Below are 18,969 nucleotides of genomic sequence, written 5' to 3'. Positions count from 1 at the left end.
ACCACCCGGGACCCCGTACGCCGGACGAGGGCACCGTCGCCGCCGTTCGGGGGGCGCGCCCCGAACGGCGGTTCCGGTGACCGGGGACGTCCGACACGCTCATGTGTTCATGCGACTGTTCACGCCCGCGTTCCCCTGCCTGGCGGCGGCAGCCGCCCTCCTGACCGCCACCGCGCCGGCCGCCGTCTCCGCGCCGGCCGCCGTCTCCGCGCCGGCCGCCGTCTCCGCGCCGGCCCCCGTCTCCGCGCCGGCCCCCGTCCTCGCGCTGGCCCCCGTCTCCGCGCCGGCCGCCGCCACCGCGTCGGCCCCCGCCACCGCACCGGCCGCCCCGTCCGCTTCCCCCGCGGCCCCCGCCGTCCCCCGTGCCCCGCTGCCCGCCTGCACGGCCCCCGACGACCACACCTTCCCGCTCACCACCCGCATCCACGGCGGCCCGAGCACCTACGAGTCCGGCGGCGGCTACGGCACCTGGTACCTGGACCTCACCAACACCACGTCCCGCACCTGCGAGGCCATCCACCCGGTCGTCGTCCTCGTCGACGACGGGCGGGTCCTGGAACCGGCCCAGGCCCGCCTGGAGTTCTACGACGGCGACCGCCCCCACCCCGTCGCCTTCGAGACGACCGACCGCGACGAGCTGATCGGCGCCTTCGGGGAAGGCGGGGGCCAGGACGGCCCCGGCTTCCCCGGCTTCCCCGGCTTCACCGTCGGCCCCGGCGAGACCCTCACCGTGAAGGTGCGCCTCGCGCTCACCTCGGACACGGCGCCCGGCGAGGTCACCGCCAACGCGGCCGTCGTCCAGCGCCGCGGCGACGACGGCGACTGGGTCGGCCGGTCGAACGACTACCGCTTCCGCATCGGCACCGGCGGCATCCCCGACGGGTCCGCTGGCGAGTCGGCCGCCGCGCGGAGCGACGGGCCCGTCGCCCCCTCCGTCGCCTCCACCCCCGACGGCCGGGGCACCGGTCTCCCGTTCGCCGACGAACTCGCCGGCACCGGAACGGGCCACCTCGACGCGGCCCTGGCGACCGCCGCCCTGCTCGTCGCCGTCGGCGCCGCGGCGGTACTGCTGTCCCGCGGACGCCGCTGACCCGGACGGACTCCCCTCCCTCCGCACCGCCCCGGAGGTCCCGCCCGCTCCCGCGTCCGCGTCTGCGACGATCCCTGCGTGGACTACCCGAACGACCAGGCCCCCGGCGCCCCTGTCCGCTCCGGCGTCCCGGAGCACGGCCGCGTGCCGAAGTACTACGCCGTGAAGGCGCGGATCGACCGTCTCGTCGGCGAGCTGGGGGAGGGCGCGCCGATACCCACCGAGCGCGATCTCTCCGAGCGGTACGAGGTCGCCCGCGAGACCGTCCGGCAGGCACTGCGCGAGCTGGTGCTGGAGGGCAAGCTGCGCCGGCGGGGCCGCGGCACGGTGGTCGCGGGCCCCAAGCTGGAGCAGCCGCTGTCGCTGGCCAGCTACACCGAGGGGGTGCGCCGCCAGGGCCGTACACCCGGACGCGTGCTCGTCACCCTCGACCGCTTCCCGTGCCCCGAGGCGCTCGCCGCCGAGACCGGCCTCACGCGCGGTGAGCCCGTCTGGCATCTGGAGCGCGTGCTCCTCGCCGACGACGAGCGGGTCGGCCTGGAGAGCACGTACGTCGCCGTCGAGCGGCTGCCCGACCTGGACACCGCCTTCGACCCGGACTCCTCCTTCTACGCCCACCTCGCCGGGCGGGGCATCGCCTTCGGCGAGGCCGACGAGCGGATCGAGACCGTGCTCGCCACCCCGCGCGAGGCGCTGCTCATCGGCACCCCGCCCGCCCTGCCGATGCTGCTCATCCACCGTGTCTCCCGGGACACCGACGGCCTGCCGCTGGAGCGGGTGCGCACGCTCTACCGGGGTGACCGGTTCTCCTTCTCGGCCCGTCTGCGCGGCTGAGACCGTCCGGAAAGTCCGTGGATCCACCCACTCGCCCATAACGAAAAGGTAACGGGTCTAGCCCAAACGTGATGCCGGGTTCACGCTCTCGTCGACGGCCGGACCCCTCCGGTTCCCCGATGGCGAGGAGTGTGACGGACGTGAGAGTGACAGTCGTAGGAGCCGGCGTGGTGGGCACCATGCACGCCTGGCAAGCGGTGGAACGCGGCCACGAGGTCGTACAGATCGAGCGCGAGCGGGAGGCTCGCGGCGCCTCGTTGCGCAACTTCGGCCAGATCTGGGTGAGCGGTCGCGCGGGCGGTGAGGAACTGGACACCGCGCTGCGGGCACGGGAGCTGTGGGAGGGGATCGGCGGCCGCGTCCCGGCGCTGGGCTTCCGCCCGAACGGTTCCCTGACCCCGGTCCGCGGCGACCTCGAACTGGCCGTCGCCGAGGCCGCCGTGACCCGCGCGGACGCCGCCGCCCGCGGCTACAAGCTGCTCACCCCGGGGGAGGCCCGCGCGGTCAACCCCGCCCTGCGCGGCGAGTTCGACGCCGCCCTGTACTGCGAGCGGGACGCGGCCGTCGAGCCGCGCACCGCGCAGCTCGCCCTCCGCGCCGAGCTGTCGAAGTCCCCGAACTACACCTTCCTGCCGGGCCGCGAGGTCCGCGAGGTGACCGGACCGGGAACCGTCCGCGACGACCACGGCGACACCCACACCGCCGACGCCGTCGTCCTGTGCACCGGTGCCTGGCTCGGCGGCCTGGTCCGCGAACTGGCCGGGCCCGAGCTGCCGGTGCGCCGGGTCCGCCTGCAGATGATGCAGACCGACCCGCTCGGCGAGACCCTGACCACCTCGGTGGCCGACGCCGACAGCTTCCGCTACTACCCGGCGTACGCCTCGCCCGCCCTGGACGAGCTGAACGCCCGGCAGGCGCAGCCGGCCACCGCCGCCGAGCACCGCATGCAACTGCTCATGGTCCAGCGCGCCGACGGCGGGCTGACCATCGGCGACACCCACGAGTACGAGCACCCCTTCGCCTTCGACACCGTCGAGGAGCCCTACGAGCACCTCACCGGAGTCGTCGAGTCCCTCCTCGGCCGCCCGCTGCCGAGGATCCGCCGCCGCTGGGCGGGCGTGTACGCGCAGTGCACCGACACCACCCGCGTGGTGCACCGGCAACAGGTACGCGAAGGGGTCTGGCTCGTCACCGGGCCCGGCGGGCGCGGCATGACCTGCTCGCCCGCCATAGCCGAGACCACCGCGAACGAACTGGGCTGGTGAACCCCCGATGACCGCGACCACCCCCGACATCCGCCTCGTCGTCCTCGACATGGCCGGCACCACCGTCGCCGACGGCGGCCTCGTCGAGCGCGCCTTCGGCGCCGCCGCCCGCGCACTCGGCGTCGAGCCAGGCACCCCCGACCACGCCGAGAAGCTCGCCTACGTGCGCGCCACCATGGGCGAGTCCAAGATCTCCGTCTTCCGTCACCTCTTCGGCGACGAGGAGCGCGCGCAGCGCGCCAACGCCGCCTTCGAGGAGGCGTACGGCGAACTCGTCGCCGGCGGCCTCGTCGCCCCGGTCCCCGGCGCCCGCGAGGCCGTCGAGGAACTCGCCGCCGACGGCCGGACCGTCGTCCTGACCACCGGGTTCGCCCGCGTCACCCAGGACGCCGTCCTCGGCGCCCTCGGCTGGCACGGTCTGGTGCCGCTCACCCTGTGCCCCGCCGACGCGGGCGGGCGCGGACGGCCGTACCCGGACATGGTGCTGGAGGCGTTCCTGCGCACCGGGGCCGCCGACTCCCTCGCCCAGGTCGCCGTCGTCGGCGACACCTCCTACGACGTGCTCAGCGGCGTACGGGCCGGGGCCGGACTGGTCGCCGGGGTGCGCACCGGAGCCCACGGCGACGACGCCTTCCACGCGGCGGGCGCGACCCACGTGCTGGACTCCGTGGCCGACCTGCCCGCCCTCCTGCGGGGAGCGGCCGGCCGATGAGCACCACCGGCAGTGGCATCCGCTTCGACTCGGTCACCGTCGCCTACGACGGCAACGTCGTCCTGGACGCCCTCGACCTCACCGTCGGACCGGGCGAGGTCATGGCGCTGCTCGGGCCGTCCGGATCCGGCAAGACCACCGCGCTGCGGGCGGTCGCCGGTTTCGTACGGCCCGCCTCCGGGCGGGTCTTCCTCGGCGAGCGGGACGTCACCGACCTGCCTCCGCACCGACGGGGCATCGGCATGGTCGTCCAGAGCTACGCCCTCTTCCCGCACATGCGGGTCGAGGAGAACGTCGCCTTCGGCCTCAAGGCCCGCAAGGCGCCCAAGGCCGAGATCCGCGAACGGGTCGGCGAAGCCCTGGAGATGACCGGCATGGCCGCCTTCGCCCGCCGCCACCCGCGCGAGCTGTCGGGCGGTCAGCAGCAGCGCGTCGCCATCGCCCGCGCCCTCGCCGTCCGTCCGGACGTCCTCCTCCTCGACGAGCCCCTCTCCGCCCTCGACGCCCAGCTGCGATCGGGAATGCTCGCCGAACTGGCCCGCCTCCACCGCGAACTCCCCGACGTGTCGATCCTGTACGTCACCCACGACCAGATCGAGGCGCTGACCCTCGCCGACCGGATCGCGGTGATGGACAGGGCCCGCCTCCGGGCCTGCGGCACCCCGAGGGAGCTGTACCGGGCGCCGGCCGACGAGTTCACGGCGTCCTTCGTGGGCGGCGCGAACCTCCTGCCGGTGACCGTTGGCACCGAGGGCGCCGACTTCGCGGGCACGGAGGTCGACGTCGACACGGCGGGCGCGGTCACCGGCGCGCGCGCCACCCTCTGCGTCCGGCCGCACAGGGTCGGCATCGGCGACGGTCCCAACCGGCTCACCGGCACGCTCTCGGAGATCCAGTGGCGCGGCGCCACCCACCGGCTCCACGTCGACGTGAACGGCCACCGGATCATGGCCGACCTGCGTGAACTGCGCGACCCGCCGGCCCTCGGAGACGCGGTGACGCTGCACTTCGCACCGGACGACGCGGTGCTGCTGCCCGCGGGGGTGAACGGTGACTGAGGCCGTCTCCCGGGTGCGGGCCGGGCGCGGCCGGTCGCGCCCGAGCGGCGGCAGCCGCGCAGCGGACACGGACCCGCGCCCCCGTGCGGCGCTCCTGTGGGCCCTTCCTCCCGTCGCCCTGCTCGCCGTCTTCTTCCTCTACCCCCTGGCCCTCGTCGTCCGGCAGTCCGTCCGGCCCGACACCGGCGGCACCTCCCTCCAGCCGTACGCCGACGTCTTCGCCTCCGAGTCGTTCCGCGAGGCGCTGTGGACGACCGTCTGGCTCGCGCCGGCCGCCACCGCCGGCTGCCTGGTCCTCGGCTTCGTCCTCGCCCTGGTCATCGCCTTCGTGCCGTTCCCCGGCGCCCGCGCGGTCTCCCGGTTCATCGACGTCTTCCTCTCCTTCCCCTCCTTCCTGATCACGCTGGCCCTCCTGTTCGTCTACGGCACGGTCGGCATGGCCAACGGAGCGTGGACGGGCGTCACGGGCGCCGCCGAGGGCCCCTTCCAGTTCCTCACCACGCCCTGGGGCGTCCTCCTCGCGGAGATCACGTACTTCACGCCGTTCGTGATGCGCCCGCTGCTCGCCGCGTTCTCCCAGATCGACGCCGCGCAGATCGAGGCGGCCAGTTCGCTGGGCGCCCGCGCCCCGCGGATCGTGCGGCGGATCATCCTGCCGGAGGCGCTGCCCGCCCTCGCGGCCGGCGGCAGCCTCGTCCTCGTCCTGTGCCTCAACGAGTTCGGCATCGTCCTGTTCACCGGCGCCAAGGGTGTCACGACCCTGCCGATGCTCGTCTACGGCAAGGCGATCCTGGAGTCCGACTACCCGGGCGCCTGCGTGGTCGCCGTCGTCAACGTCCTGATCTCCGTGGGCCTGTACGGCCTGTACCGGGTGGTGAGCCGCCGTGCTGGTGCATAGCCGGGGGGCGAGGCGGGCCCTGTGGGCCGTCTTCCTCGTCCTCTTCCTCCCCCTGTTCGCCCTGCCCCTCCTCGTCGTCCTCGGCGCCTCCTTCGCCACCCACTGGTCGGGCGTCCTGCCCTCCGGCCTCACCACCGGCAACTACCGGGCCGCCACCCGCGGCGAGGCCCTGCAGGCACTCATCACCAGTCTGGTCACCGGCCTCACCGCGAGCCTGCTCGCGCTGGCCGTCGGCACCTGGGCCGCGCTCGCCGCCGCCGCGTCGAGGAAGCGCCACCGCACGGTGGTGGACGCCCTGTTCGTGCTGCCGGTCGCCGTGCCCTCGGTGGTGGTCGGCCTCGCGATCCTGGTCGCGTACTCGCAGCCGCCGTTCCTCCTCAACGGCACCCGCTGGATCGTGATCATCGCCCACACGGTGCTGGTCACCGCCTTCGCCCACCAGTCCGTCTCCGCCGCGATCACCCGCCTCGACCCGGCGTACGAACAGGCCGCCGCCTCCCTCGGCGCGAGCCCCGCGTACGTCCTGTGGCGGGTGCGGCTCCCCCTGCTGCTGCCGTCCCTGACCGCCGCCGCCGGGCTCTGCTTCGCCCTCTCCATGGGAGAGCTGAGCGCCACGATGATGCTCTACCCGCCCGACTGGACCCCGCTGCCGGTCCTGATCCACGCCTCCACCGACCGCGGTTCCCTGTTCACCGGCTCCGCGATCGCCGTGGTCCTGATGACGGCCACCCTGCTGGTCCTGTTCGCCGTCTCCAGGATCCGCACCAGAGCCTCGTACCGGTAACCGCCCGCCCGTCCTCCTCCCCGACACGCAAGGAGTCCGCCTCGCCATGCCCAGGAACGCCCTCAAGCCGATCACCGCCCTCGCCGTCCTCGCCCTCCCCCTGACCGCCTGCTCCGGCACCTCGGCCGCCTCCGACGAGAAGACCGTCACCGTCTACAGCGCCGACGGCCTCAAGGGAGAGAACGGCGACGGCTGGTACGACCAGGTCTTCAAGGACTTCGAGAAGGACACCGGCATCAAGGTCGAGTACGTCGAGGGCGGCTCCGGCGAGATGGTGCAGCGCGCCGTCCGCGAGAAGAGCAACCCGCAGGCCGACGTCCTCGTCACCCTCCCGCCGTTCATCCAGCAGGCCGACACCAAGGGCCTGCTGCAGAAGTACGTCCCGAAGGGCGCCGACCGGGTCAGCGGCGCCGACAAGGCCGAGAACGGCACCTGGACGGCCGTCGTCAACAACTACTTCGGCTTCGTCCACAACACCGAGAAGCTGAAGCAGGCCCCCACCACCTGGGAGGACCTGCTCGACGGGAAGTACAGGAACAAGCTCCAGTACTCCACCCCGGGCGTCGCCGGCGACGGCACCGCCGTCCTCATCAAGGCCATGCACGACTTCGGCGGCGAGAAGCGGGCCATGGAGTACCTGAGGAAGCTCCAGGCCAACAACGTCGGCCCGTCCGCCTCCACCGGCAAGCTCGCGCCCAAGGTCGACAAGGGCGAACTGCTCGTCGCCAACGGCGACGTGCAGATGAACCACGCCCAGTCGAAGTCCATGCCGAACCTCGGCATCTGGTTCCCGGCGCCCGAGGGGGGCCGGCCCACCACCTTCGCGCTGCCGTACGCGGCGGGCCTGGTCACCAAGGCCCCGCACACCGAGAACGGCAGGAAGCTCCTCGACTACATGCTGAGCCGGAAGGCACAGGCGCAGGCCAGCGAGATCGGCGGCGGCTTCGCGGCCCGCCAGGACGTCAAGGCCACCGACGACAACGCCGTCGAGCTGGCCGAGCTGATGGACGGCGTCGAGATCTTCGAGCCGGACTGGAACGACATCGAGCGGAACCTCACCTCGTACGTCGACGCCTGGAAGGAGGCCACCGGAAGCTGAGCGGCCGTTCCGCCGAAGATCCCGCTCTGTTTAGGCTGGGGCGCACGCTGGACCGCGTACGGCAGGAGACCCGCACATGGCAGACCGCAGGCCCATCGAGTCATGGCTCACCGACATGGACGGGGTGCTCATCCACGAGGGCGTCCCGATCCCCGGCGCCGACGCCTTCATCAAGAAGCTGCGCGAGTCCGGCAAGCCCTTCCTCGTCCTGACCAACAACTCGATCTACACCCCGCGCGACCTGCACGCCCGGCTGCGCCGCATGGGCCTGGAGGTGCCGGTCGAGGCCATCTGGACCTCCGCGCTGGCCACCGCCAAGTTCCTGGACGACCAGCGGCCCGGCGGCTCGGCGTACGTCATCGGCGAGGCCGGTCTGACCACCGCCCTGCACGACATCGGCTACATCCTCACCGACCACGAACCGGACTACGTGGTCCTCGGCGAGACCCGCACCTACTCCTTCGAGGCCATGACGAAGGCGGTCCGGCTGATCAACGCCGGTGCCCGGTTCATCTGCACCAACCCCGACGAGACCGGCCCCTCCACCGAAGGGCCGCTCCCGGCGACCGGCGCGGTGGCCGCGCTGATCACCAAGGCGACCGGCAAGCAGCCCTACTTCGCGGGCAAGCCCAACCCGCTGATGATGCGCACCGGGCTCAACGCGATCGGCGCCCACTCCGAGACCAGCGCGATGATCGGCGACCGCATGGACACCGACGTGCTGGCCGGCATGGAGGCCGGGATGCAGACCTTCCTGGTGCTCACCGGCCTGACCCGGCCCGAGCAGGTCGAGAACTTCCCGTACCGGCCGTCCAGGATCGTCGACTCCATCGCGGACCTCGTCGAGCGGGTCTGAAACCCCCCGCGTCCCCCGCGTCGCCCGTTCGGCGCAATAACGCCCCCGCACCGGATGCGGGGGCGGTCTCCGCGGGGGAGCCTCCAGGGGACTGGAGGTACACGATGGGCTCGCTGAAGGTAACTCTCTGTGCCGGAGCCGTGCTGGCCGCGGTGTGCACGCCGGTCGCACCGGCGGCGTACGCGGCGGACGGGGACGGGGTCGCGGTGACCCCGTCCTCACCGGCGCCCGGCGCCGACGTGGCGCTCCGCGTACCCGACTGCACCGAGCGGACGGCCGTCGCCGTGTCGGCGGCGTTCGAGTCGGACGTGCGGCTCTCCGCGGCCGACGAGGGCGGCGTCCTCGTCGGTTCCAGCCGGGTCCGCTCCTCGGCGGCGGCCGGTGCCTACGCCGTGCGGGTCACCTGCGGCCGGGACGCCCGCCAGGGCACCATCACCGTCGACGCGCCCCATCGGCCGGCGCACCGCCCGTCCGCCCCCTCCTCTCCCGTCGCCCCCGTCGACGCGGGCGGTGGCGGTGCCGCCCGGCTCGCCGCGCCGCACTCCGACGACGCGGCACGCGTCGATCCCCCCGGCACCGCGCACACCGTGACCGGCCTGGTCCTCGCCGGGATCGCCGCCGTCGCCGTGGGGCTGCGCGGGGTCCGCAGCCGGAGCCGCGGGGCGGACTGACCATGTCCGACCGTGATCGACGCCGGGAACAGGCCGCCGTGGGCCCCGTCGGCCCCGGCCGGCTGGTGAGCGGCATCGCCTGGATGGTGCTGCTCCTCGGGCTGTGGCTGTGGGGCCGCGAGGCCACCGACGTGCGCGAGGGCATATCCCGTCCGGCCACCGGCGACATGGCGGCGGCCGGACGACCCCCCGACATACGGCTGCCCCCCGCCCACCCGCCCCTCCGCGACGCCCCGCCCGAACGGCTCGACGTCCCCGGGCTCGGCGTCAGCGCCCCGGTGACGGAGCGCGGCCTCGACGCGAAGGGCGCGATCGAACCGCCCTCCTTCGCCCAGGCCGACACCGTCGGCTGGTACGCGGCCGGCGTGACCCCCGGGGCGGCCGGGACCGCTCTGATGGTCGGGCACGTCGACACCGAGACCCGACCCGCCGTCTTCTACAAGCTCAGCACCCTGGAACCCGGCGAGACGCTCCGGGTGGTCCGCGCCGGCGCCGAGGCCGCCGAGTTCACCGTCGACGACGTCCAGGTCCTCGACCGCGACGACTTCGACGCCCGGCAGGCCTACGGGCCGCGCGCCCCGGGACGGGCCGAACTGCGGCTGATCACCTGCGGCGGCACCTTCGACCGCGCCACCGGCCGCTACACGGCCAACGTGGTCGTCTCCGCCTACCTCACGGGCACCGGCTCATGACCCGCGTATGTCAGGATTGAGCCTTCGAACAGTGCACCGAGGGGGGCTGGATGTACGGCAGCAGGGGGGTCGGAACGACGACCGCGAGGCGGGCGTCCGCGGCGGTGCTGGGGGCGGCACTGCTGATCACGGGGTGCTCCTCGTCCGGTGAGGGCGGGGACGAGAAGAAGGACGCGGCGGCCGGGATCACCCAGCAGCCCAAGGAGGCCGACCCGTTCTGGGTCAATCCGGACAGTCACGCGGCCGAGCAGGTCGCGCACCTGGAGAAGGCCGGGAAGAAGGACGAGGCCGCCCGGATCCGCAAGATCGCCCAGCAGCCGACCGGCGAGTGGATCAGCCCGGAGAACCCGGAGGAGCAGGCCCGCGGCTTCACCGAGGCCGCCGACAAGGCCGGGCGCACCGCGCTGCTCGTCCTCTACAACATCCCGCACCGTGACTGCGGCCAGTACTCGCAGGGCGGCGCCGCCGACGGCGACAGCTACCGCGCGTTCATCGACGGCGTGGCCAAGGGCATCGGCGACCGTGCCGCCACGGTCGTCCTGGAACCGGACGCGGTGCTCCACCTGGTCGACGGCTGCACGCCGGACGAGTTCCACGAGGAGCGCTACGACCTCCTCAAGGGCGCCATAGCCAAGCTCACGGCGCTGAAGAACACCAAGGTCTACCTGGACGCGGGCAACGCCGGCTGGGGCCACCCCGACCAGATCTTCGAGCCGCTGAAGTGGGCCGGCATCGACCAGGCCGACGGCTTCGCGGTCAACGTGTCGAACTTCTACACCACCGAGGACTCCATCGCCTACGGCAAGCAGCTCTCCGCCAAGGTGGGCGGCAAGCACTTCGTCATCGACACCAGCCGCAACGGCAACGGCCCCTACACCGAGGGCGCCGCGGACGAGCGCTGGTGCAACCCGCCGGGCCGCGCCCTCGGCGAGACGCCGACCACCAGGACGGCCGACCCCCTGGTCGACGCCTACCTCTGGGTCAAGCGCCCCGGCGAGTCGGACGGCGAGTGCAAGGGCGGCCCGAAGGCCGGCGCCTGGTGGACCGAGTACGCCCTGAAACTGGCGCAGGGCTCGGAGAAGTAGGAGAAGCAGGGGCGCGGGAGCGCTGTGGCCGGCCACAGCGCTCCCGCGCCCCTGCTGACACCCCGTACGAGCGCTACGGCACGTGCACCCACTGCGCCTTGGACGGCGTTCCCTCACCGTCGGTGGCGAACAGCATGTACCACCCCGACTGCACCAGGTTCCTGCCCTCCGGCACGGTCACCGTCAGCTTGTCCCCGTCCGCCTTGAAGTCCAGGGCGATGGACCGCTGGTCGACGTCCGTGACGTGCGTCGAGGCGCTCGGCCGGATCAGCCGCACCTTCTTGACCGTCGAGGCCGCCCGCGAGGTGAACGTCCCCGACTCGCCGCGCGCGATGGTCTGCGGGCCGCCCGACAGGTCGGGCCGCGAGTCCCGGTACAGGTACGGCGGCGTGTAGATCTCGATGCGCTGCTCGAACTTGCCCGGCTTGGTGTTGGCCTTGTCGGCGTACAGCGAGTCGGAGCCGAAGAACATCAGGCGCCCGTCGGGCAGCAGGATCGAGCCCGAGTGGTAGTTGCGGCCCACCAGCGGGTCGGCGACCCGCTGGAACGTGTTGGTGTCCGGGTGGTAGAGCCGCGCCTGGAGGATGTTGGAGTCGCCGCGGCCCCGGTAGTCCTCCGAGCCGCCGGAGACCAGCACGGTGTCGTCGGGCAGGATCGAGGCCTGCGGGTAGCGCGTGCCCTTCTCCAGCGACGGCCCGTCCACGAACTTCGGGTCGTCGGACTTGAGATCGACGATCCGGGTCTTCTCGCTGGCCAGCTTGGACTCGCCGACCCCGCCGCCGCCGATCACCATGTACTTCTCGTTCTGCGCCGGCGGCAGCAGCACGGTGCCCGAGGTCTCCAGCATGTTCGGGTCGCTCATGCCGGGGATCTCGGTGAACTTGTTGGTCTCCACGTCCCAGACGCCCGGGTCGCGCCCGACGTCGTCGGGGCCGTAGCCGGCGTTCGAACCCGAGTAGAAGACCTTGCCGTTCTGCAGCAGGAACAGCGCCGGGTACGTCGGGAACTGGCGGACCTTGTCGAGGTAGGTCCACTTCTTGGTCTTCGGGTCGTAGACCTCGTTCTTGCCCGGGACCAGCTGGCCGATGTCGTCGAGGCCGGAGACGCTGAGGATCTTGCCGTCGCTCAGGGTGGTGAGCGTCGGGTACCAGCGGGCCTCGTGCATCGGGTCGACCTTGATGTACTTCTCGGCGACCGGGTCGAACTCGAAGGCGTCCCGGATGCCCTGGAAGTCCTTCTTGTCGAGGGCGAGCTTCTGCGCGATGCCGTAGGTGTTGCGCTCGTCGGCGCCCGACAGGCCCTGGATCCGGTAGTTGTCCTCGGTGCCCGTCTCGTACTCGGCGCCGCTCTTCTCCGCCTCGACGTAGATCCGGCCGAGGCCCGGGTCGTTGCGCAGGAACTTGCCGGTCGCCGGGTCGAAGACCTTCTTGGCGCGCGGCACCAGCACCGGGTCCTTGGAGACGAACGTCTTGCCGTTGCCCCTGCCGGTGAACGTGGTGCCCGCGGGCAGCGTGATCGGCTTGTCCGGGTTCTCGTTGTGGACGATCATCAGGCCGCCGGCCTTGGTGACGTCGCCCTTGAGCTTCTCGTACCGCTTGGTGCCGCCCGCGATCAGCAGGTTGCCGTTGGCGAGCTGGGTGTGGCCGGTGCAGAACAGGTCGGTGGGCGTCGGCACCTTCTTGATGGTCCCCTTGACCGGGTCCCAGATCCGGGTGTCGTACTTCTTGTCGTCGAAGTTGTCCTGGTTGTTGCCCGACCCCGCGACGAGCAGCACCTTGCCGGTGCGCAGCAGCGCCGCGTGGATGGTGTTCTGCCGGTACTTCTCGGGAAACTCGATGATCTCCCACTTGCCGTTGGCGGCTTTGTACTCCGGCTTGTTGATCTTGTACTGGTGGTATTTCTCGGTTCCGAAGCGGTAGAGCCACGGCCCGTTCATCCCGGCCAGCGCTACTACCACCGCCGTGCCTATCGCGAAGCGACGGGCGCGGCGGCGGCCGGCACGGTCTTTCATTCCTTACGTCCCCCAAGTCCACCAAGGGCGATCTGCATGGTCTGGTCGCTGTCCCCGTCGGGGGAGGCGGCCCAGCTGGGCTTCTGCCGCGGCGCGTGCGCCCCGTGCGCTTCGTGCGCCCCGTGCGCTTCGTGCGCGTCCCGCGTCCCGTGGAACGCGTCCTGCGCGGGCAGCGGATGCGGCTGGTACGGCCCCGCGGGCGCCGCGTCCTCGCTTCGGGCGGGCGGCTCCGCGGGAGCCGCCGAGGCGGGCTTCTTCCTCGCCTCCCGCAGGGAGTGCCGCCAGGCGAAGATCGGCGAGGCGGTGATCAGCAGTGCGAACGTCGCCCAGATGATCATCGCGGGGTGGGAGTGGCCGAGGACGAGGCCGGCGGTGATCGAGCCGGCGAAGATGAGGATGAAGTACCAGTGGTACCGGAAGGTCCCGAACAGGGTGTCCGGGCTCGCCGAGTCGCCCTTGGGCGTGACCACGAACTTGCTCTTGCGTCGCAGCACGGAGTCGATGAGCGCCTTCGCGTACAGCGGCGCCGACAGCGCGGACATCACCATGCCGGCCACACCGCCGGAGCCCTCCGGCTCGTGCGGCGAGACGTTGTGGCGGCGGTTCCAGACGTACAGGCCGATCTGCAGGGCGGAGGCGTTGCCGTAGAGCATCAGCCAGACCACCGGGTCGATGTTCACACCCGAGGCGCCGGCGCCGAGGAACAGGGCGCAGCTCAGCGCCGCCAGGATCCAGTTCAGGGCCGACATCGGGTAGAAGATGATCATCATCGTGTAGTTGAAGAGCTTGCTCGGCGGCAGCGAGTACCAGCCCTTCCAGTACTGCTTGAGGATCGTCTCGTACGTTCCCCGCGACCAGCGCATCTGCTGGGTGAAGAAGTCCGTCCAGGCGTTCGGGCCCTCGCCGACGGCGAGCACGTCCGGGGTGTAGACCGAGCGCCACTTGCGGCCCGTGGCCGGGTTCTTGTGGCGGTGGATCTCGAAGCCGGTCGCCATGTCCTCGGTGATCGAGTCGTACAGGCCGCCGATCTGCTTCAGCGCCTTGATGCGCACCGCGTTGGAGGTGCCCACGAACATCGGCGCGCCGTAGCGGTTGCCCGCGCGCTGGATCAGCGCGTGGAAGAGGAACTGCTGGGACTCGGCGGCCTTGGTGATCGGGTTGTCGTAGTTGCCGTAGACCTGCGGGCCGATGACGAAGCCGACGTCCGGGTCGCGGAAGAAGCCGAGCATCCGCTCCAGGTAGTTGGGCAGCGGCACGTGGTCGGTGTCGACGGAGGCGAAGAAGTCGTAGTCGTCGCCGTGCGCGTCGAGCCAGGCGTTGTAGTTGCCGTGCTTGGTCTTGGCGCGGTGCGGGCCCTTGGCCTGGTTCCACTTGGCGACGCCCTTGCGGGAGAAGTGGTGCACGCCGAGGCGCTCGCAGACCGCCTTCACCTCGGGGTCGTCGCCCTCGTCGAGGAGCCAGACGTGCATCAGACCGCGGTGGCGGATCTTGACGGCCGCCTCCAGGGTCTTCGTGACCATCTCCAGCGGTTCCTTGCCGGGCACGAAGGAGGTGAGGAAGGCGACGCGGGTGCCGGTCTCGGGCACCACGGGTATGGGGTCCCGGGCGACCAGCGTGGCGTGCGCGTTCGACAGCACGTTCAGGCAGCGGAAGAGCTCGATGAGGCCGATCGAGACGAGCATCACCATGTCGAGCGCCGGCAGCCAGTCGAAGGCCGGGTAGTCGCGCTCCGTCCAGTGCTGGGGCTGGAGCAGCCAGACCAGCAGCACCACCGAGAGCAGCGGGGCCCCGGCCAGCATCAGGGCGACCCAGATGCGGTGCGGCTCCTGCGACAGCAGCGAGCGGTACTGCACCTTGTACGGCTTGTGCGGGTCCGGCTGGGTGAGGGGGCCCGCGAGCCGGCTGTAGTGCTCGTAGTCGTACTTCGGCAGCGCCTTGCGTATCCGGCGGAACGTGCCGGTGTTCCAGTTCCGGTGCGAAGGCACCCGTAGCTGGGTCGTCTGAGACGGGTCCTGGTCCTGCCCGGCGCCCGTCGGCGTCGACGTCATGAGTCATCCCCCCACACGCGAGTCAACGCGCGTTTCGTCGCTTTCTTGGTCCGCCGGGTCCCCCTCGACCTTCACGGACGTCACAATGGTGGGTTGCTGTCACCACGGCATCCACACTTTACCTAGACAGAGGACAGCGGCCCCCGGTTGCATGATGCCCCCCTCGGCATCCGTCCCCCCAACCGGACCAGAGTTCTACGGCGTTCGTCATGATCGCAAGGGGCCCGGACCCCGGGTACGCCGAAGGCCCCCCGTGTGTACGGAGGGCCTTCGACCGTCTGTGCGCCGCCAGGGACTCGAACCCCGGACCCGCTGATTAAGAGTCAGCTGCTCTAACCAACTGAGCTAGCGGCGCCTGCTGACCTGGACAACTCTACCCGACGCCGACGGGTGCTCCGGACCACGGCCGGACGGGCGTCCCCCGTGCGCGCCATCCGGGTACATCGTTCGGGCCGTCAACATGCGCGCGGGCAAGACAGTTGTGAGACTGATCACCGTGCGCCCGTGCGCACGCCGCCGCGGACTTTTTCACCTGCAGTGTGAGGGGAATCGCATGGAGACTCCGGTATTCGAGGACATCGATCCCGCGAGCGACTGCGACTGCCCCGGCTGCCGGCACTGGCGCGGCGTCCTGCCGCATGCCCCGGCCGGCCGTGCCCTCGCCCATCCGGCCGCCCACCGCGTCCTCGTCGTGGCCGCCGCCACCGCGACCGCCGCCCTCGGCGCGGGCGAGGCGGCGGCGGCCCCGGCCGCCCACGGGCCCCACCGGCCCGGCGTCCCGGCGGGTGAGGAAAGCGACACCCCGCAGGGGACCAGGGCCCCGCTGCACGGTCCGACGGGCCGCCCCGCGGGTCCCGCGGCCGGTACGCGGCTGCCCGCGATCACCCGTACGGACATCATCGAGCGGGCCGAGAAGTGGGTCACGGCGAAGGTCCCCTACAGCGCGACCTCCTTCTGGTCCGACGGTTACCGGCAGGACTGCTCGGGCTATGTGTCGATGGCATGGAAACTGCCCACGAACGAATGGACCGGGAGCCTCGGCGCCTTCGCGGACCGCATCACCAAGGAGGAGCTCCAGCCCGGCGACATCCTGCTGTTCCACAACGCGTCCGCCCCGCAGCAGGGCTCCCACGTGGTGATCTTCGGCGGCTGGGCGAACGACGCGCACACCTCCTACACGGCCTACGAGCAGACCCCGCCGCACACCCGCAGGCGGTCCACGCCCTACGCCTACTGGAACGACTCCGCCAAGTACCTCCCCTACCGCTACAAGGGGGTGACGAACGCCACGGCGTCCGCGGCGGGCGGGGCCCCCGTCACCGCCTCGGACCGGCCGGGGACGTCCGCCCCGCCCGCCTCGCACGGGGTGCCCGGCTATCCGGGCCGGGCGATGTTCCGCCCGGGCGCCGACAACCCGTACGTCACCCGGCTCGGCGAACAGCTGATGAGGAAAGGATTCGGCACGTACTGCACGAGGGGACCGGGGCCGCGCTGGGACGAGGCGGACCGGCGGGGCGTCGAAGCCTTCCAGCGCGCCCAGGGCTGGCGCGGCGGCGCGGCGGACGGCTACCCGGGCCCGGAGACCTGGCGACGGCTCTTCTCGTGACCGGCCCCCCGGGGTCACCGTTCGTGATCACCCGTTCATGACGCATCTGGCGCGGAGGCTGGAGCACGCATGAGTACGACCTCTTCGACGACACCTTCGTCCACCCCGGCACCGGGTCCGGCATCGGCACCCGCATCGGAATCGGCGTCGGTTCCGGCGTCGGCGTCGGCGTCGGTATCCGTCCCGGCATCGGCATCGGCATCGGCATCGGCATCGGCTCCCGTCCCGGCCCCTGGGCCCGACGGGCCGGTGGAGGGCGCGGGTCGGCCCGCGCGGCTCATCCGCAACGAGGCGACCACCGAGATCCCCGTCCACCTCCTGTTCCGGGACGACCCCGCCACGCCGCCGGTGCCGTTGCGGCCCGCGGTCGTCGGCAGTCGGCAGGGCACGGGGGAGCAGCCGCGGGTGCGGCGCCCCACCGTGGCGCGGCCCCGGCCGGTGGCCGCGGTCGATCCGGAGCTGTCGGAGCGTCCGGCCCGGGTGCTGCCCGGCACGGCGGGCGTGGCCGCGGGCGTCTGCGGGGTGGTGGGCTGTGCGCTCACCTCCTGGTGGGCCGGGACCGTGCCGCCGTCCGTCGTCGAGGCGCTGGGGCTGCCGGCGCAGGCGGGCGCCGGGCTCGGTCCCGCGCAGTGGGCGGCGTACGCGGCCGCCGGGGCGCTGGGGCTGTTCGGCTTCGGCGGGCTGGCCCGGGGCCGGACCGGGCAGGCATGGGTGCTCGGTCTGTTCGGCCGCTACCGGGGGACCGTCCGGCGCACCGGCCTGATGTGGGTGAACCCGCTGTTCCTGCGCCGCCGGGTCGACGTGCGGCTGCGGCACTGGCGCAGCGAGCCGATGCCCGCCGCCGACGGCAACGGGGTCCCCCTGCGGACGGTGACGCTGGTGGTGTGGCGGGTGCGGGACACCGTGCGGGCCACGCTGGGCGTCGAGGACCACGAGGCGTACCTGCGCGAGTGCGTCGAGGCGGCGCTGGCCCGGGTGCCGGTGGAGCCGGCGGGCACGGTCCGCGGCGCGGCGGACGTGGCGGGGGAGACGCTGACCCGGCTGGTGGCGGCGGACGCGGCGCCGGTCGGCCTGGAGGTGTTCTCGGTGCGGCCGGCCCGGGTGGAGTACGCCCCGGAGGTGGCCGCCGCGATGCACCGGCGCCGGATCGCCGCGCTGGACGCGGCGCAGCGGGCGAGCGTGCTCACCTCGGTCGTGGACTCGGTGGAGGACACGGTGACCCGACTGACGATGCGGGGGCTGGTGGAGCTGGACGACTACGAGCGCAAGGTGCTGGTGAAGGACCTGACGGTGGCGTTCTGCGCGGGACGGGCGGAGCCGGGGGTGTGAGCGGGACCAGAGGTGTGAACGGGGTCGTACCGGGTTCTTCGATTGGTATGGACATGTTCAACCGGCGGTCATAACCTGTGACTTGGTCTAGACCAAGAAATGCTCGCTGCACTTCCCCCACGTCACAGGAGAAGCAGTATGCGCACCAGGACCAAGCTGTCCGCCGCGGCGCTGGGCATCGCGACCACCGGAGCCCTCGTGCTCTCGTCCGGCGGTGCCAGCGGCCACGGCTACACCGACCTCCCCGTCAGCCGGCAGAAGGTGTGCCAGAACGGCACCGTCACCGGCTGCGGCTCCATCCAGTGGGAGCCGCAGAGCGTCGAGGGGCCCAAGGGCTTCCCGGCCGCCGGTCCGGCCGACGGGAAGATCTGCTCCGCGGGGAACGGGTCGTTCGCCCCGCTCGACGCGCCCCGGCAGCCCGACGGCCGGGCGTGGCCGACCACCAAGGTGAACGGCGGGCAGAGCTACACCTTCCGCTGGCAGTTCACCGCCCGGCACGCCACGACCGACTTCCGGTACTACGTCACCAAGCCGGGCTGGAACCAGGACCACGCCCTGTCCCGGTCCGACCTGAACCTCACGCCGTTCTTCACGGTGCCCTACGGCGGCAAGCAGCCGCCGGCCACGCTCTCCCACAGCGGCACCCTGCCGTCCGGGCTGAGCGGGCACCACGTGATCCTGTCGGTGTGGACGGTCGCCGACACGGGCAACGCGTTCTACGCCTGCTCGGACGTGACCTTCTGAACGAACGAAGGAGGGCCCCTCGCGTGTGCGAGGGGCCCTCTTCTGTGCGCCGCCAGGGACTCGAACCCCGGACCCGCTGATTAAGAGTCAGCTGCTCTAACCAACTGAGCTAGCGGCGCATGACTCCCGCCTTCCGCTTCCCGCGGTCGGCGACGACGAAAATACTACCTGGTCCGAAGGGGTGCTC

At 72.1% G+C, this 18,969-nt stretch carries 17 protein-coding genes and 2 tRNA genes; 15 read left to right on the top strand and 4 right to left on the bottom strand.

Annotation, left to right across the window (positions count from 1 at the left end):
* The first annotated feature begins 103 nt into the window (after positions 1-103).
* From ACIRFH_RS01920 to ACIRFH_RS01865, 12 genes are all read left to right on the top strand, one after another.
* Positions 104-1,090 (top strand): hypothetical protein, encoded by a 987-nt coding sequence (locus ACIRFH_RS01920; protein ID WP_403516600.1) that lies wholly within the window; start codon positions 104-106, stop codon positions 1,088-1,090.
* Positions 1,091-1,168: 78 nt separating this feature from the next.
* On the top strand, positions 1,169-1,924 hold the full coding sequence (locus tag ACIRFH_RS01915) for a GntR family transcriptional regulator (RefSeq protein WP_403516599.1): 756 nt from the start codon (positions 1,169-1,171) through the stop codon (positions 1,922-1,924).
* 119 nt (positions 1,925-2,043) lie between these two features.
* Positions 2,044-3,189, top strand: a complete 1,146-nt coding sequence (locus tag ACIRFH_RS01910) for a TIGR03364 family FAD-dependent oxidoreductase (protein ID WP_403516598.1) — start codon at positions 2,044-2,046, stop codon at positions 3,187-3,189.
* 7 nt (positions 3,190-3,196) lie between these two features.
* Positions 3,197-3,901 (top strand): HAD family hydrolase, encoded by a 705-nt coding sequence (locus tag ACIRFH_RS01905; protein WP_403516597.1) that lies wholly within the window; start codon positions 3,197-3,199, stop codon positions 3,899-3,901.
* Positions 3,898-4,959 (top strand): ABC transporter ATP-binding protein, encoded by a 1,062-nt coding sequence (locus tag ACIRFH_RS01900; protein ID WP_403516596.1) that lies wholly within the window; start codon positions 3,898-3,900, stop codon positions 4,957-4,959. Before ACIRFH_RS01905 ends, ACIRFH_RS01900 begins: the two co-directional genes overlap by 4 nt.
* Entirely contained in the window at positions 4,952-5,857 is a 906-nt protein-coding gene (locus ACIRFH_RS01895; protein WP_403516595.1) for a 2-aminoethylphosphonate ABC transporter permease subunit, read from the top strand. The genes ACIRFH_RS01900 and ACIRFH_RS01895 overlap by 8 nt, the downstream gene beginning before the upstream one ends.
* Positions 5,844-6,641, top strand: a complete 798-nt coding sequence (locus ACIRFH_RS01890) for an ABC transporter permease (RefSeq protein WP_403516594.1) — start codon at positions 5,844-5,846, stop codon at positions 6,639-6,641. The genes ACIRFH_RS01895 and ACIRFH_RS01890 overlap by 14 nt, the downstream gene beginning before the upstream one ends.
* A gap of 46 nt (positions 6,642-6,687) precedes the next feature.
* Positions 6,688-7,740 carry a 2-aminoethylphosphonate ABC transporter substrate-binding protein gene (locus tag ACIRFH_RS01885; RefSeq protein WP_403516593.1) on the top strand — a complete coding sequence of 351 codons (1,053 nt, stop codon included), beginning with the start codon at positions 6,688-6,690 and terminating at the stop codon, positions 7,738-7,740.
* Positions 7,741-7,816: 76 nt separating this feature from the next.
* Positions 7,817-8,596 (top strand): HAD-IIA family hydrolase, encoded by a 780-nt coding sequence (locus ACIRFH_RS01880; protein WP_403516592.1) that lies wholly within the window; start codon positions 7,817-7,819, stop codon positions 8,594-8,596.
* 104 nt (positions 8,597-8,700) lie between these two features.
* Complete coding sequence (locus ACIRFH_RS01875) at positions 8,701-9,267, top strand: hypothetical protein (RefSeq protein ID WP_403516591.1); 567 nt, start codon at positions 8,701-8,703, stop codon at positions 9,265-9,267.
* A 2-nt stretch (positions 9,268-9,269) separates the two neighbouring features.
* Positions 9,270-9,959, top strand: coding sequence for a class F sortase (locus ACIRFH_RS01870; RefSeq protein WP_403516590.1), 690 nt, complete (start codon positions 9,270-9,272; stop codon positions 9,957-9,959).
* Between the two features lie 50 nt (positions 9,960-10,009).
* Entirely contained in the window at positions 10,010-11,044 is a 1,035-nt protein-coding gene (locus ACIRFH_RS01865) for a glycoside hydrolase family 6 protein (RefSeq protein ID WP_403516589.1), read from the top strand.
* A gap of 73 nt (positions 11,045-11,117) precedes the next feature.
* Here ACIRFH_RS01865 and ACIRFH_RS01860 read toward each other — a convergent pair whose 3' ends face one another.
* The 3 genes from ACIRFH_RS01860 to ACIRFH_RS01850 all read right to left on the bottom strand — a co-directional run bounded on the left by ACIRFH_RS01860 (position 11,118) and on the right by ACIRFH_RS01850 (position 15,458).
* Positions 11,118-13,055, bottom strand: coding sequence for a galactose oxidase-like domain-containing protein (locus tag ACIRFH_RS01860; RefSeq protein ID WP_403516588.1), 1,938 nt, complete (start codon positions 13,053-13,055; stop codon positions 11,118-11,120).
* Entirely contained in the window at positions 13,052-15,103 is a 2,052-nt protein-coding gene (locus tag ACIRFH_RS01855) for a glycosyltransferase family 2 protein (protein ID WP_403516587.1), read from the bottom strand. Before ACIRFH_RS01855 ends, ACIRFH_RS01860 begins: the two co-directional genes overlap by 4 nt.
* Before the next feature lie 281 nt (positions 15,104-15,384).
* A tRNA-Lys gene (locus tag ACIRFH_RS01850) sits at positions 15,385-15,458 on the bottom strand.
* A 198-nt stretch (positions 15,459-15,656) separates the two neighbouring features.
* Between ACIRFH_RS01850 and ACIRFH_RS01845 the strand changes: the two genes are divergently transcribed.
* From ACIRFH_RS01845 to ACIRFH_RS01835, 3 genes are all read left to right on the top strand, one after another.
* Positions 15,657-16,709 (top strand): peptidoglycan-binding protein, encoded by a 1,053-nt coding sequence (locus ACIRFH_RS01845; protein WP_403516586.1) that lies wholly within the window; start codon positions 15,657-15,659, stop codon positions 16,707-16,709.
* 249 nt (positions 16,710-16,958) lie between these two features.
* Positions 16,959-18,038, top strand: coding sequence for an SPFH domain-containing protein (locus tag ACIRFH_RS01840; RefSeq protein ID WP_403516585.1), 1,080 nt, complete (start codon positions 16,959-16,961; stop codon positions 18,036-18,038).
* 138 nt (positions 18,039-18,176) lie between these two features.
* Positions 18,177-18,782 carry a lytic polysaccharide monooxygenase gene (locus tag ACIRFH_RS01835; protein ID WP_403516584.1) on the top strand — a complete coding sequence of 202 codons (606 nt, stop codon included), beginning with the start codon at positions 18,177-18,179 and terminating at the stop codon, positions 18,780-18,782.
* 45 nt (positions 18,783-18,827) lie between these two features.
* On the opposite strand, the gene ACIRFH_RS01830 is transcribed toward ACIRFH_RS01835, so the two are convergent.
* A tRNA-Lys gene (locus ACIRFH_RS01830) sits at positions 18,828-18,901 on the bottom strand.
* Positions 18,902-18,969: the final 68 nt, after the last annotated feature.

This window comes from Streptomyces sp. NPDC093586, assembly GCF_044764905.1.
Taxonomy (GTDB): Bacteria; Actinomycetota; Actinomycetes; order Streptomycetales; family Streptomycetaceae; genus Streptomyces.
The sequence above is the reverse complement of the archived record's forward strand: the minus strand, read 5'-3'. Positions and strand labels throughout refer to the sequence as shown.